Below are 13772 nucleotides of genomic sequence, written 5' to 3' on the forward strand. Positions count from 1 at the left end.
GGAGTCCTGCCGCAGCCGGCCCGGCCCCCGACCGACGGGGTGCCGGGCCGGTTCAGCAGGTGGTGCGCTTCGCCAGGGCGGCGGCCGTGTGGGGCCCGTAGACCCCGCTCTCGTCGCCCTGGACCCCCTGCAGCACCTGGAAGTAGGCGACGGAGCTCTCGGTTCGACGGTCGAAGTTGCTGGTCGTCGGGACGCTCATCCAGCACATGACGACGGCCAGCTTCTTCTGCAGGGTGAGGACCTCCGGCCCGTTCATCCCGTACTTCAGTGGCTGGAAGGTGGGCGTCGGGGTCGAGGTGGCCGTCGAAGCGGGCGTCGGGGTGGGGGTGGGCGTCGTGGCCGGCGGCGTCTCGGCGGAGGGGCTCGGCGCCGGGGCGACCGGGTCGGGAGCCGGTGCCGGAGCCGGGGGAGCGGCGCTCACGGGCGGGGTGATCGGCGCGGGCGCCGCGGTGGTGGCCGTCGACCGGGTCGGGCTCGGCTTGGCGGTCGTCCTGGTCGGGCTCGGGGAACTGCTGGTGGGCGCCGGCGCGCTCGGGCTCGGCTGGGCCGGGGTGGTCGGGTCGACCGGGGCCGGCACCGCTGTCGTGGTGGGGACGGGCACCGCCAGACGCTCCGGCTCGGCGGAGGGCGTCACCGCGTACGCGATGCCGACGGTGACCGCCAGCAGCGCGGCGCCGGCCGCGACCAGCACCCCCCTGCGCCGGGCGAGCGGGACCGGACCCGCGTCCTGCTCGGCCGCGCGCCGGGCGGCCCGGCCGCCGGGGGCGGGCGCGGCGCCGTCGGCCGCGGCGGAGTGGGACGCGGAGCCGTGGGCGTCGTGGGCGAACGGGAAGACACCGAGTTCGCCGGTCTCGGGAGCGGCGGGCTCGGCGGGCGGGAGCCCCTCGGGCGGCGACGCGGCGTACGGCTGGTGCTGCGGGGGGAACGGCGGGGGGAACTGGGGGGCCGACGCGAGCGGCGGGAGCACCGTCGTCGCGTAGGCGTCGGCGTCCGGGCCCAGCGGTGGGGCGACCGGAGGACGGTCCGGCGGCGGGGGCGTCGGGGCCGTCCGGGGCCGGGCGGCCGACGGCGGCACCGTGGTGGCGAACGGATCGCCGGCGGTCCCGTCCGACGGGCCGTCCGAGACCTGCCCGACCGCCTGCGGCACGTACGGGCGGACCAGCGGCGGGCCCTCCATGTGCGGCAGGACGGTGGTCTCGTCGAGGGCGCGGTCCGGGAAGCACCTGCACCCGGCGGAGCGCACGGTGCCGCACGTCGGGCAGTGCTGGTCCGGCATCGGCCGGCCCTCCTCGGTTCTCGCTCGGTCTCCCGGACTCGGACTCGTGTTCCAGGTGGCGGACGGGCCTGATTATGCAGGACGTCCCTGAGACGGGACAGGGGCGTCCGGCCCGGTGTGGGGGCCTTGTGCCGGTTGGTGTCGGTTGGGAACTGATGAACGGTCGGTGTGGCAGGCCCGGCGTCCACATGTCGGGCGCATGGCGGTGCCGCTTACGTTCGGCTCAACTGAACGGAGCAAATCCGGGCATTTCTGACAGCATGGTGAATCGGGAGTGATCATCCGAACGGCGCCCCCGGGCGCACCGGGCTGCCGTGACCGCCGCCACCGCTGCCCCCGGCACCACCACTGCCGCCGACACCGCCGACACCGCCGACACCGCTGACACCGCTGACACCGCTACGGAGACGCCATGACGGATCCGATCGCCGCGTCCGACCGAGGCCCCGACCGGGCCCCGGTGAGCGAGCCGGGCCCTCCGGAGGCCAACGCCCCCAACCTCTGGGTGCCGATCGGCGCCCTGCTGCTGGCGATGCTCCTCGCCGCGCTCGACCAGACCATCGTCTCGACCGCCCTGCCCACCATCGTCAGCGACCTCGGCGGCCTCGAACACCTCTCCTGGGTGGTCACCGCCTACATGCTGGCCTCCACCGCGGCCACCCCGCTCTGGGGCAAGCTCGGCGACATGTACGGCCGGAAGGTCTTCTTCCAGGCCTCCATCGTGATCTTCCTGCTGGGCTCGGTGCTCTGCGGCATCGCCCAGAACATGGGCGAGCTGATCGCCTTCCGCGCGCTCCAGGGGTTGGGCGGCGGCGGCCTGATGGTGCTCTCCCAGGCCATCGTCGGCGACCTGGTCGCCCCCCGGGACCGCGGAAAGTACCAGGGCCTCTTCGGCGCGGTCTTCGGCGTCACCAGCGTGCTCGGTCCACTGCTCGGCGGGCTCTTCGTCGACAACCTCAGCTGGCGCTGGGTCTTCTACATCAACGTGCCGGTCGGCGTGGTCGCCCTGGTGGTGATCGCCACCGTGCTGCACGGCTCGGAGGTGAAGCGGAGTCACCGGATCGACTACCTGGGCACGGTACTGATCGCGTCCGTCGCGACCTGTCTGGTGCTGATGACCTCGCTCGGCGGCACCACCTGGGCGTGGGGCTCGTGGCAGATCGTCGGGCTGGGCGTGCTCGGCGTGCTGCTGCTGGTCGCCTTCGTCCTGGCCGAGCGGGCGGCGGCCGAACCCGTCCTGCCGCTGCGCCTCTTCAGGTCCCGGACGTTCAGCCTGGTGGCCGTCATCTCCTTCGTCATCGGCTTCGCGATGTTCGGCGCGCTGACCTACCTGCCCACGTTCCTCCAGGTGGTCATGCAGGTCTCGCCGACCATGTCGGGCATCCACATGCTGCCGATGGTGCTCGGCATGCTCGCCACGTCGATCGGTTCCGGTCAGATCGTGGCCCGCACCGGCCACTACCGGGCGTTCCCGATCGCCGGGACGGCTGTCACCGTCGTCGGCCTGCTGCTGCTCTCCCGGCTGGACGAGCACAGCAGCACCTTCGAGATGAGCTGCTACTTCCTGGTCTTCGGCCTCGGACTGGGCCTGGTGATGCAGGTCCTGGTGCTGATCGTGCAGAACTCGGTCGGGTACGAGGACCTGGGCGTCGCGACCGCGGGCGCCACCTTCTTCCGCTCGATCGGCGCCTCCTTCGGCGTCTCGATCTTCGGAACGATCTTCGCGTCCGGGCTGAACGACCGGCTGCGGACCGCCCTGGCGGGCGCCACGCTCCCACCCGGTTTCAACCCCGACGCGATCACCTCGGACCCGCGCGTCATCAGCGGCCTGCCGGCCGCGACGCAGGCCGACATCTACCACGCGTACGCGGAGTCGATCACCCGGGTCTTCCTCTACGCGGTGCCGGTCGCCGTGGTGGCGTTCGTGCTCTCGCTGTTCCTGAAGGAGCAGAAGCTGCGGACCACCGTGACCGCCCCCGACCTCAGCGAGTCGATCGGCCTCAACCCGGTGCAGCGCTCCTCGCTGGACGAGATCAGCCGGGCGCTGTCCGTGCTGAGCAGCCGGGAGGCCCGGCGCGACCTGTTCAAACGGATCACCGCCACTGCGGGGCTCGACCTGAAACCCGCGTCCAGCTGGCTGCTGCTCCAGATGCACCACCAGGGGTCGGTCGAGCCCGCTGAACTGGCGGAGCGTCGGATCGTGCCGTTCGCGGTGGTCGAGGAGGCGGTGCGGGAGGTCGAGGGCAACGGCCTGGCGTCCCGCACCGGCGGCCTCCCGCTGCGGCTCACCGAGCCGGGCGAGGAGGTGGCGCTCAAGCTGGTCGCCGCCCGCCGGGAGCAGCTCGCGGACCTGTTGGGCGACTGGGACGAGAAGCAGTTCGACGACCTCGCCGCACTGCTCACCCGGCTCTCCTCGACGCTCTGCGCCGACCGCCGCGACCGCCCGGACCCGGTCGGGCACGAGCTGCCCTACCACGGCGAGGGCCGCTCCTTCTGACGCTCCCTCTCCTCTCTCTTCTTCCTCCCCTCCTTCCCCTCTCTCCCCGTCGCCCCTCGCTACGGGGCCCCGAACCAGCGCGGGGTGTCCAGCCGGAACGGGTCCCCGGGCGCGAGGGTGCGCAGGGCCGCCTCCAGGGCGCGCAGGTGTTCCTCGCCGCCGAGGGTCGCGGACCACTGTCCGCGCAGCTCCTCGAAGATCCGGGCGGAGCGGACGAGGCAGTCGACACCGCGGGGGGTCAACCTGACCACCTTGCGCCGGGCGTCGGCCGGATCGGTCCCGCGTTCGACGTAGCCGAGCTGTTCGAGGTGCTCGACGGTCTTGCCGGCGGCCTGCTTGGAGACGCCGAGGCGCCGTCCCAGCTCGACCGCCGTGGTGCCTTCCGGCCCGATCGCCTGGAAGACGAAGCCGTGCATCGGCCGGAGGTCCGGGTGGCCTTCGCGGGCGATGCGCTCGTGCAGCTCGTCGATGATCACCCGGAAGGCGAGCAGCAGGCGGAGCGGCAGCTCGTAGCCGGGCTGCGCCCGGGATTCGGGCGTGGTCCGGGGGGCCTCGTCCTGCTGCGGGTCGTTCTCCCTTGACACGATCGACAACCTCATTGACCATATAGACAACTTGATTGTCCATTGTAGGGGGTCAACCGCTCTTGTCCGTCATCCGCAGTACCGAGGCCCGTCGTACCGAGACGCCCAACGCCGTCATGACCACCTTCGCCTCGCCCGCCCAGGGCGGTACGGGCCTCGCGCTCTGGAAGGTCGAGATGGCACCCGGGAGCTCGGGCCCCCGCCACGCCATGGACACCGAGCAGGTGTGGACCTTCCTCACCGGCTCCGCCGCCGTCGACCTGGCGGGTGAAGCCCTGGCGGTCGCCGCCGGGGACACCCTCGTCCTGCCGGCCGAGGTCGTCCGCCGGATGAGCTCCGAGGGCGGCTTCACCGCCGTGGTCGCCTCCCCGACCCCGTCACGGGCCGTCAACCCGGAGACCGGCGACCACGTCGTCCCGCCGTGGATCGCCTGACCTGCGACGGCGATCGACCGGGGTGCTCGCCTGCCGTGCTCGGCCCGCCTTCCCCGACTGAGGGTGCGGAGGTCCGGCTGCTGCGCGGAGGCGTCGGCGGCCGGACCTGTTCCGGGCGGCTACCCGAGACGGTGGCGAAGCCAGGCGAGTCCGTGAGCGCCCAGGGCGTCCCACTGCCGCCCGGGCGTCTCGGCGGCGCGGAGGGTCCACAAGCCGGTGAGGATCGCGACGAAGGCCGTGACGGACCGGTGGGGCGCGGCACGCCACAGGGAGACGCCGTCGGCCCACCGCTCGGCGCGCTCGGGAGTGTGCCCTGCCTCGATCAGCCGGACGACCACGTAAGCCGTGTCGGCCCATGCGGCGCCGGGGGCGGGGAAGGCCCAGTCGACGACGCGCACGGCTGCGCCGTCCACGAGGAGGTTCGGGCCGGTCAGATCGGTGTGGACCAGGGTCCTGCCGTCGATCAGGTCGGGTGCTTCGCGTTCGGCCAGGACCAGCGTGTCCAGCCGTGCCACGGTCCACGGATCGAGTCGGTCCCGGTGCCGGTTACCGAGGTGGTGCCAGAAGTCCTGTCCCGACCACCGATCGGCCAGGCTGAAGGCGCGCAGGGGCGGCGCCGGGGTCAGTGTTCCGGCGAGCGTCTCCAGCGTCCGGGCGACCAACGGCAGGTCGGCGGACCCCGGAGAAAGATCCGCGTGCCTGCCGGGAACGTGCTCGAACCCCAGGGCCAGCCACCCGCCGGCCTCGACCTTCCAGAGCATGCGGGGCGCGATGTGCGGCGGCAGCACGGAGTTCACGACGGACTCCAGGCGGTGCATCCACGCCTTCGGGTTGTCCTCGCGCACTGCCTTGCAGAAGACCGGCCCGCCGGTCGTCTCCAGCGTGGCGGCGAAGTCGGACACCGTTCCCGCCGTGGGAGGCACGGCGGCGGTCACCGTGCCGGTCCGCCCTTCGATGCTGATGCGCAGGGCGTCCGGTAGCTGCTTCCAGATGTCGGCCATCGGGGGTTCCTCGGGGTCGGGCCCGCCCGGTCCCGGACCGCAGGGCTGGGCGGGCGATCTGATCGGCTCCTAGCTGCTGTGGCAACCGCGGTGGCACTGCGAGCAGTTACCGCTGCCGCTGGTGTCGCTTCCGTCTCCTCCGCTGCCCTCGGAACACTCGGCGGACATGCTCCACAGTTCGGGGTCCACGGCGTACCCGCTCGCCCCGATGACGGCCACCGTGGTGGCGATGCCGACGCCTTCGGCGGACTCGCCCGCGCCCTCGGTCGGCACGTGGTGGAGGAACCGGCCGGACAGCGAGCGGCAGAACTCGGCGTAGTCGGTGGTGTGCAGGATGAACGTGTGCCATCCGATGTCCACCAGGCTCGACGGGGCGAGCCTGGCGCCGGGGTTGACTGCGCACGCTCCCAGGAAGGCGAGGGCCTGGTCCATGACTCGCTCGGCGAGAGCGAGGTCCATCTCCTCCTCTCCGGCGATCCGGGTGACCATCCGCTCGAACAGGGCCGGGTCGACGAGGGACCGGCCCGTGATCCGCTCCGTGCTGATCGACATCATGTGGACTCTCCTGACTCTGAGGTCGGACCCGATCCGCTTCTGCGGCCATGGATCCTGCAGTCCGCCATCGGGGACGGACGGGCGGGGCTCTGCGCGGCGGCGGTCCGAGCGGGTCGGCAGTGCCGCCCGCCGTTGACGCTGCTCGGTCGTCAACGGCGCATCGCCGAGCCCTTCGTGGGTGAGGACCGGCCGGGGGCGGCGGGTCCTTCAGGGGGGTACGGGTGGGCCTTCCGCGTCGGTCGAAGCTCCTTGGCCGGCACGCTATGCCTGCGGGAACCACCGATGGGCCTGTGATTCTCGAATATTCCAGGGCTCGCGGGCCGGATGCGCGAGGATTCCTCAGACGGCTCCGAGTGCCCTACGGCACCGCGCCAGAACCCTGTGGGCGTCCGGTCCGAAGACGGCTGCGCCGGCCATCGTTTCCCAGGCGCGCGCGTACAGGGCCACGTTCTCCGCCTGGTCCAGCCACAGTTCCGCGTGCCAGTCCTCGACAATGACAAGCCGTTCGTCATATATCCAGAAACCGTTGGCGGGCGGAAGGGCGAGCTGGGCCTCGAACGGCACGATGCCCAGGGTGACGGTGTCCAGACCGATCACGCCGCTGAGCCGGTCCAACTGAGCGGCCATGACGGCGGGCGGGCAGAGCCGGGCACGCAGCGCGGCCTCCCACATGACGATGCGGTACTGCTTGCCCGGCCGGTAGAGGGTTTCCTGCCGTCGAACGCGGGCTCGTACCGCCTCCTCGACATCGCGCGGCGACCAGTGGAGGTCCACGTACGCGTTGAACACGTGTCGGGCGTAGTCGGCCGTCTGGAGCATGCCGACGATCATGGAGCCTTCCCAGGCGCGCATGACCGTCGACCGCTCGTACTCGATCGTCAGCGTGTCCTGCACCGGCCGGTGTCCGGCCGCGAGGTGCCGTCGCCATGACCGGGACTGCGACTCGAACGCCCGCAACCTGGCCGTCAGTTCGGGCCCCGCGCCAGGCCGGCCGACACCCGTTGCCCAAGCCCTGAGGTCGTCGTGGGTGGCGGTCTGTCGGCCGGTCTCCAGCTTGCTGACCTTGGACTGGGTCCAGCCCAGGTGCTCGGCCAGTTGCCGGCCCGTGAGACCGCCCTCGGTGCGCAGCTCGCGGAGCCGTAGGCCGAGGGCGATTCTCGCTTGTCGGAAGTCGGTGGTCACACGCCGGACGGTACCCCGGCGACGAACGCCCGATGCGGCGTGGCGAAGTGCCGGGCAGCGTCCCGGACCTGGCAGGCGCGAGCCACCTGGACCGGGTCGGTGATCAGCTCCACGCCGGTCAGATCGTCGTCGGGGTCGAAGCGCAGCAGGGCGATCACGCGCGAGTCGAACAGCCAGGTGTCCTCCGCCGGAAGGCCGAGACGATCGGCGTCGGCGCGCCAGAGGTACCGGATGTCCTCGCCCACGGCACTGTTCCGTTCGGCGTTGTCGAGCAGGTACCGCTGCCCCGGGGTGGGCGGGCTGTCCATGACGTTGCGGAGCTGGGCCACTTCGTCGGGGTCGGTGACGGCGTCGCCCTGCACCAGCACCTCTCCGGTCTCGACATCCTCGTAGAGCGTCGGGCATCCGTTGTTCCCCGAGTTGCTTCCGATGTACCGCAGTCGTCGGCTCACAGCCGCTCCCCTCGCTGTCGGTCAGGCCGAATCAGGATGCCGTGGAATCGGTCCGAGGACGGCGTTGATTCTCGAATATTCCCCTGAGGCGACAGAAGACCCCGTCCGGCCGGTGAAGGCCGGACGGGCACGGGCCGCTGCTCGTCGGCGATCCATGGAGACAAGACCGGTGGCGCGCGCCGAACCGGCGACCACGTCGTCCCGCCGTGGATCGCCTGACCTGCGACGCTTCGTCCGCGTGAGGTGTAGCAGACTGCCTTCTCAGTGAACAGGGCCCGCACCCCGACCTTGCTTCGGGGGCGGGCGGACGAGGAGGTACGGCGTGTCCGTCGTCAAGATCAATGTCCTGACCGTCCCCGCTGAGCAGCGGGAGGTGCTGGAGAAGCGCTTCGCCGCCCGGGCCGGTGCGGTGGAGAACTCGGACGGCTTCGAGTACTTCGAGCTGCTCCGCCCGGTCGAGGGCACCGACCAGTACCTCGTCTACACCCGCTGGCGCGACGAGGAGTCCTTCCAGGCCTGGCTCGCCGGGCCCATGCAGGCGGCCCACCGCCAGGGCCCGCCGGCCGCCGAGGGCGAGGCCCCGCAGCGCCCGGCCGCCAGCGGCTCCACCCTGTGGTCCTTCGACGTGGTGCAGTCCGCCGGCCCGAAGGTCTGAGGCCGGCTGCTCCTGACGGTGCGCCCCGGACGGCTCGTCCGGGGCGCACCGTCGTCGGGTCCCGCTTCGCGGCTGCGGGCGAGGTGCGTGTCGAGCCGGTCGGTGCCGGGGCAGGGCGCGTTGTGGGGTGTCGGCGTGCGCCGGGGTGAGTGCGCGTGCGCCGCCCGATCGGGTGATCCGGATGGGGTTTCCGGGGCGGTCTGCTGGATTAGCGTGATCATTGCGCTCAGCAGCAGCGTTCCAAGGAAAACCCCGGCGGTGCGCCAACACCCCGGGGAACGGCACCAGGAGAAAGCGCTCCACGATGCAGATCAATCGTATCCCCAAGCACGCGCCCGGGTACACGATCCTCGACAACGGGCATGTCGTGCGCAAGCACTCGCTCAGCTGGGCGGCCCGTGGGCTGCTCGGGTACCTCCTCAGCCTGCCCGACGGGGCGCGGGAGGACGTCCGGACCCTGGCCGCGAAGAGCGTCGAGGGCCGGGCGACGGTGGCCCGGGCGTTGCGCGAGTTGGAGGAGGCCGGGCACTACGTCCGCCGGACCTCGCGCGATCCCCTCTCGGGCCGGGTCCGGACGCTGGTCTCGGTGCACGAAGTCCCGGTGGTGGGAAAGGCCGTTCACACGGTGCCGCCGGTTCCCGCGTCCCCGGCCGCCGGGCCCGCCGGAGCCGGTGCGGCAGGTGCCGGGAAGGCGGGAGGCCCTTCCCCGAAGGCAAGGACGACGAGGGAGAAGGAAGCCGGGAAGCCTTCCGTCCTTCCGTCCGGGACGGGCAGGCCGGTCGCGGCGCCGCCCCGGAGGACCGAGGGCCTGGGCCTGTTGATCGAACTCGGCCGCCGGGATCCGCGGTTGGCGCTGGCGGGGAAGCCGTTGACGGACCAGGCCGCCCGGGTGGAGGGCCTGCTGGCGGGCGGCTGGGCGCCGGACGCCCTGGCGGGAATCCTGTCCGCCCCGCTGCCGGAGAAGGTCACCCGCAGCGTCGGGGCGATCCTCGGCGCCCGGTTGCTGGGTGTCCCGCCGGTCCCGCCGGTCCCGCCGGTCCCGACGGTCTCAACGGGCCTGCGGACGGCGGGTGTCGGGGTGGCCGTGGTCCCGGGTCAGAGGCGGCACCACGAGTGTCCGGGGCGGGGCGGCATGTGCGGGCGCCATGTCGGCGGAGCGGGGAAGCTCTGCGCCGGTTGCCGCGGCTCCCGGTAGCGCGGATCCGCCCCCGGGAGAACCCCGATGCCCTGGGGCGCCGCCGTCAGTCCTCCCGCGGCGGGTGGAAGGCGACCGGGGCGGCGAAGGCTGCGCGGCGGGTGGCCCGGCGCAGGGCGCGCAGGACGGGGGTGCCGAGGGTGAGGCAGAGGGTGACGGTGAGAACGGCGCGGGGGAGGTCCCACCCGAGCGAGGTGGTGAGGCAGTAGACGGCGAACCGGACCAGGTTGTCGGAGAGCGGATCGCCCGGGACGAAGGAGATCGAGCTCGCGAGCCCGGCGATGTAGGGCCAGCCCTGGAGGTTCATGATCATGCCGTAGAGGAGGGACGCCCCCGCCCCGTAGACGGCGAGCATGACGAGCTCGCGCCGGCCGCGCACGCGGTCCGGGCCCGGGAGGAGCCCCGCGCCGAGGCTCACCCAGCCCATGGCGAGCATCTGGAACGGCAACCAGGGCCCCACCCCGCCGGTCAGCAGGGCGGAGGCGAACATCGAGAGCGCGCCGAGCACGAAGCCGAAGCCCGGACCGAGGACCCGTCCGGCGAGCACCATCAGGAAGAACATCGGCTCCAGCCCGGCCGTGCCCGCCCCGAGCGGCCGCAGGGCGGCGCCGGCGGCGGCCAGCACGCCCAGCAGGGCGACCGCCTTCGCGTCCAGGCCGGGGGTGCCGCCGCCCGCCGTGCGGCCCTCGGAGATCTGGGCGACGACGACGGCGAGGAGCAGCGGGAGGAGCAGGGCGAACAGCCAAGGGGCGTCGGTGGAGTGGCCGACCAGGGCCGATTCGGCGGAGGCGAGCAGCGGCCACCCGAACGCGGCCACCCCGACCAGCGAGGTGAGGAGGAGGGCCGTGATCGAGCGACGACCGAGCGGGACGGGACGGTTCAGGCCGTTCTTGCTCATTCCGCGACCTCGGCGAGGGCGCGGGCGACCTGGGGGACGGTGAGCCAAGGGCCCGGAGCGAGCACCTTGGCGACCTGCGGGGCGAACGCCGGTGAACCGAGTACGACTTCGGGCGTCGGGCCGTCCGCGACGATCTCGCCCTCGGCCAGGATGGCCGTGCGGTGGGCGAGTTCGGCGGCCAGCTCGACGTCGTGGGTGGCGAGGAGGACGGCGTGGCCGTCGGCGGCCAGGTCGCGCAGGATCTCGACGAGCCGGGCCTTGGCCGCGTAGTCCAGGCCCCGGGTGGGTTCGTCCAGGAGGATGAGCGGCGGGCGGGCGGTGAGCACCACGGCCAGGGCCAGGGTGAGGCGCTGGCCCTCGGAGAGGTCGCGGGGGTGGGCGGCGTCGGCGAGGCCGGGCAGCAGGCGTTCGACGAGGGCGCGGCAGGTGCCGGGTTCGGCGCCCGCGTCGCCGTCGGCGGCGGCGCACTCGGCGGCGACGCTCTCCCCGTACAGCAGGTCGCGCGGGTCCTGCGGGACGAGGCCGACGTGGCGGATCAGGTCGGCGGGCCGGGTGCGGTGCGGGGTGCGGCCACCGACCGTCACGGTGCCGGAGGCCGGCGCGTGCAGGCCGACCAGGGCGCCGAGCAGGGTGGACTTGCCCGCCCCGTTGCGCCCCATCAGGGCGGTGATCTCGCCCGCGTGGAGGGTGAGGTCGACGCCGCGCAGCGCCGGGACGAAGCCGCGACGGACGGCCAGACGGCCGGCCTCGGCCAGGACCGTGCCGAGGGGGGCGGGGGATCCGGTGGGGTGGTGGCCGTCCAGGCGGGTGCGGAGGCCGGCGGCCCGGCGGCGGGCGTCGCGGACGGACAGCGGGAGCGGGTGCCAGCCGGCCAGCCGGCCGAGTCCGACCACCGGCGGGTGGACCGGCGAGTGCGCCATCACCTCGGCGGGTTCGCCGAGAACGGGCGGCGCGCCGGGGGTCAGCAACAGGACCTGGTCGGCGTACTGGACCACGCGCTCCAGCCGGTGCTCGGCCATCAGCACGGTGGTGCCCAGGTCGTGGACCAGCCGCTGGAGCACGGCCAGTACCTCCTCGGCGGCGCTCGGGTCCAGGGCGGAGGTGGGCTCGTCGAGGACCAGGACGCGCGGGTGGACGGTGAGCACCGAGCCGATGGCGACGCGTTGTTGCTGGCCGCCGGAGAGCGAGGTGAGCGCCCGGTCGCGCAGGCCGGCGAGGCCGAGCAGGTCGAGGGTCTCCTCGACGCGCCGCCGCATCACGTCCGGAGGGAGGCCCAGCGACTCCATGCCGTAGGCGAGTTCGTCCTCGACGGTGTCGGTGACGAAGTGCGCCAGCGGGTCCTGGCCCACGGTGCCGACCAGGTCGGCGAGTTCGCGGGGGCGGTGCTCGCGGGTGTCGCGCCCGCCGACGGTGACCCGGCCGTGCAGCACGCCGCCGGTGAAGTGCGGGACGAGGCCGCTGACCGCACCCAGCAGGGTGGACTTGCCGGAACCCGACGGGCCCACCAGAAGGCAGAGTTCGCCCTCGGGAACGGTCAGGTCGACGCCGCTGAGCGCGGGCGCGTCGGTGTCGGAGTACTGGACGGTGACCTGCTCGAAGGTGATCACGAGGCCCTCCGGGGCGGGGTCGGTGCGTCGTTCGGGTCGGTGCCGGTGCCGGTGCCGGTGCCGGTGCGGGTGTCGGTGCTGGTGCGGGTGTCGGTGCGGAGGCCGGGGCGGGTGCGGGCCCCGGTGTCCGTCCCGGGATCCGGTGGCGGCCCGGTGTCCGCACCGGTCGGGCCGGTCGCCGTGGTGGGGCGGGGCACCGGGGTGACGAACGCCGGCACCAGACCGACCAGGACGGCCAGGACGGCGGTCAGCGGCAGGACGGGGACGGTCGGCGGCACCACGGTGGGCGCGAAGGCGGCCGGGTAGCCGGCGGCGAGCCACGTCGTCAACGCGGCCACGGCCGTGCCCGATCCGGCGGTCAGCCACTCGGGCAGCGCCCACGGGTCCGGGCGGTAGCGGGTCCGGACGGAGCGCCGGCTGCCCAGCAGGAGTCCGGTGAAGGCGGCGGCTAGGCCGAGGAGGAGCACGGGCGCCGCCCAGCCGGCGCCGCCCGCCGTCAGCAGCCCGTACGCGGCGAGGCAGATGCCGAGCAGCCCGGCCAGGGTGAGTGCGGCGGTGGCCCGGGCCAGCCTGCGCGGAACGTCGGCGGTGCGGCCGAACCCGCGGGTGTCCATCGCGGCGGCCAGCGCCACCGAACGCTCCAACGCCCCCTCCAGGACGGGCAGTCCGACGCTCAGGACGGCGGCGACGCCCCGGTCGCTGCGCCCGCGCAGACGGCGGGCGGCGCGCAGTCGTTGGATGTCGGCGACCAGGTTCGGCGCGAAGGTCATCGCCACCACGACGGCCACGCCCGCCTCGTAGAGCGCACCGGGGAGGGTGCGCAGCAGACGGGCCGGGCTGGCCAGGGCGTTGGCGGCGCCGACGCACACCAGCAGGGTGGCCAGCCGGAGACCGTCGTACAGCGCGGCGAGGAGTCCCTCGGCGGTGACCCGGCCGCCGATCCGCACCCCCTGCGCCCAGACGGGAAGGGGCACTTCGGGGAGGGTGAACAGGACGTGGGTGCCGGGGACCGGCGAACCGAGGAGGACGGCGAAGACGAGGCGGATGCCGAGCACGAGGAGGCCGAGGCGGAGGAACGTGCCGTAGGAGCGCGACCACGGCGCGTCGGTGCGGCGGGCGGCGACCACGTAACCGGCGACGGCGGCGAGGAGGAGCAGGAGGAGGGGGTTGGTGGTCCGGGTGGCGGCGGCGCCCAGGCCGAGTGCCCACAGCCACCAGGCCCCGGGGTGCAGTTGGCGGGGGCCTGGCGCCGGTCGGCGGCGGGCGGCACGGGGTGTGGGCACGGTGGGGTCCTGGGGAGCGGGGGTCGGGGGAGCCGGGGCGGGGTGGGACGGGTCGGCGGGGCGGCGGGGCGGGTGGCCGGTCCGGTCCGGTCCGGTCCGGTCCGGACCGGACCGGTCGGCGGACGTCGGTCGGTCTACGGGGCGGGGCGGCGG

Annotated in this window: 13 protein-coding genes; 4 read left to right on the plus strand and 9 right to left on the minus strand. The window is 73.6% G+C overall.

From position 1 onward, the window contains the following. Positions 1 to 52 precede the first annotated feature (52 nt). On the minus strand, positions 53 to 1276 hold the full coding sequence (locus PUR56_RS32720; protein WP_329951606.1) for a peptidoglycan-binding protein: 1224 nt from the start codon (positions 1274 to 1276) through the stop codon (positions 53 to 55). A 412-nt stretch (positions 1277 to 1688) separates the two neighbouring features. Between PUR56_RS32720 and PUR56_RS32725 the strand changes: the two genes are divergently transcribed. Beyond that, positions 1689 to 3773: an MDR family MFS transporter gene (locus tag PUR56_RS32725; protein WP_380354149.1), complete on the plus strand. Its 2085-nt coding sequence runs from the start codon at positions 1689 to 1691 to the stop codon at positions 3771 to 3773. A 59-nt stretch (positions 3774 to 3832) separates the two neighbouring features. Here the strand turns inward: PUR56_RS32725 and PUR56_RS32730 are convergent, their stop codons facing one another. Continuing rightward, positions 3833 to 4357: a MarR family winged helix-turn-helix transcriptional regulator gene (locus PUR56_RS32730; RefSeq protein WP_380354223.1), complete on the minus strand. Its 525-nt coding sequence runs from the start codon at positions 4355 to 4357 to the stop codon at positions 3833 to 3835. A gap of 62 nt (positions 4358 to 4419) precedes the next feature. On the opposite strand from PUR56_RS32730, the gene PUR56_RS32735 reads away from it, so the two are divergent. Further along, on the plus strand, positions 4420 to 4791 hold the full coding sequence (locus PUR56_RS32735; protein WP_329951607.1) for a cupin domain-containing protein: 372 nt from the start codon (positions 4420 to 4422) through the stop codon (positions 4789 to 4791). 119 nt (positions 4792 to 4910) lie between these two features. Here the strand turns inward: PUR56_RS32735 and PUR56_RS32740 are convergent, their stop codons facing one another. The 4 genes from PUR56_RS32740 to PUR56_RS32755 form a co-directional block, all read right to left on the minus strand. Beyond that, positions 4911 to 5792, minus strand: coding sequence for a phosphotransferase (locus PUR56_RS32740; RefSeq protein WP_329878879.1), 882 nt, complete (start codon positions 5790 to 5792; stop codon positions 4911 to 4913). Between the two features lie 69 nt (positions 5793 to 5861). Then, complete coding sequence (locus PUR56_RS32745) at positions 5862 to 6347, minus strand: glycine-rich domain-containing protein (protein ID WP_329951608.1); 486 nt, start codon at positions 6345 to 6347, stop codon at positions 5862 to 5864. 339 nt (positions 6348 to 6686) lie between these two features. Continuing rightward, complete coding sequence (locus tag PUR56_RS32750; protein ID WP_329951609.1) at positions 6687 to 7529, minus strand: helix-turn-helix domain-containing protein; 843 nt, start codon at positions 7527 to 7529, stop codon at positions 6687 to 6689. Beyond that, positions 7526 to 7981, minus strand: a complete 456-nt coding sequence (locus tag PUR56_RS32755) for a DUF6879 family protein (RefSeq protein ID WP_329951610.1) — start codon at positions 7979 to 7981, stop codon at positions 7526 to 7528. The genes PUR56_RS32750 and PUR56_RS32755 overlap by 4 nt, the downstream gene beginning before the upstream one ends. Positions 7982 to 8303: 322 nt before the next feature. Between PUR56_RS32755 and PUR56_RS32760 the strand changes: the two genes are divergently transcribed. Continuing rightward, positions 8304 to 8636 (plus strand): antibiotic biosynthesis monooxygenase family protein, encoded by a 333-nt coding sequence (locus PUR56_RS32760; RefSeq protein WP_329951611.1) that lies wholly within the window; start codon positions 8304 to 8306, stop codon positions 8634 to 8636. Positions 8637 to 8940: 304 nt separating this feature from the next. After that, positions 8941 to 9831: a helix-turn-helix domain-containing protein gene (locus tag PUR56_RS32765; protein WP_329951612.1), complete on the plus strand. Its 891-nt coding sequence runs from the start codon at positions 8941 to 8943 to the stop codon at positions 9829 to 9831. A gap of 46 nt (positions 9832 to 9877) precedes the next feature. Here the strand turns inward: PUR56_RS32765 and PUR56_RS32770 are convergent, their stop codons facing one another. Genes PUR56_RS32770 through PUR56_RS32780 form a run of 3 tightly spaced genes read right to left on the minus strand, consistent with a single transcriptional unit; the run spans position 9878 to position 13619 of the window. Then, positions 9878 to 10729: an ECF transporter S component gene (locus tag PUR56_RS32770; protein WP_329951613.1), complete on the minus strand. Its 852-nt coding sequence runs from the start codon at positions 10727 to 10729 to the stop codon at positions 9878 to 9880. Beyond that, a complete protein-coding gene (locus tag PUR56_RS32775; protein ID WP_329951614.1) occupies positions 10726 to 12336 on the minus strand; it encodes an ABC transporter ATP-binding protein in 1611 nt (536 codons plus the stop codon). The genes PUR56_RS32770 and PUR56_RS32775 overlap by 4 nt, the downstream gene beginning before the upstream one ends. Next, positions 12333 to 13619 carry a CbiQ family ECF transporter T component gene (locus PUR56_RS32780; RefSeq protein ID WP_329951615.1) on the minus strand — a complete coding sequence of 429 codons (1287 nt, stop codon included), beginning with the start codon at positions 13617 to 13619 and terminating at the stop codon, positions 12333 to 12335. The genes PUR56_RS32775 and PUR56_RS32780 overlap by 4 nt, the downstream gene beginning before the upstream one ends. Positions 13620 to 13772: the final 153 nt, after the last annotated feature.

This window comes from Streptomyces sp. BE303, assembly GCF_036290945.1.
Taxonomy (GTDB): domain Bacteria; phylum Actinomycetota; class Actinomycetes; order Streptomycetales; family Streptomycetaceae; genus Kitasatospora.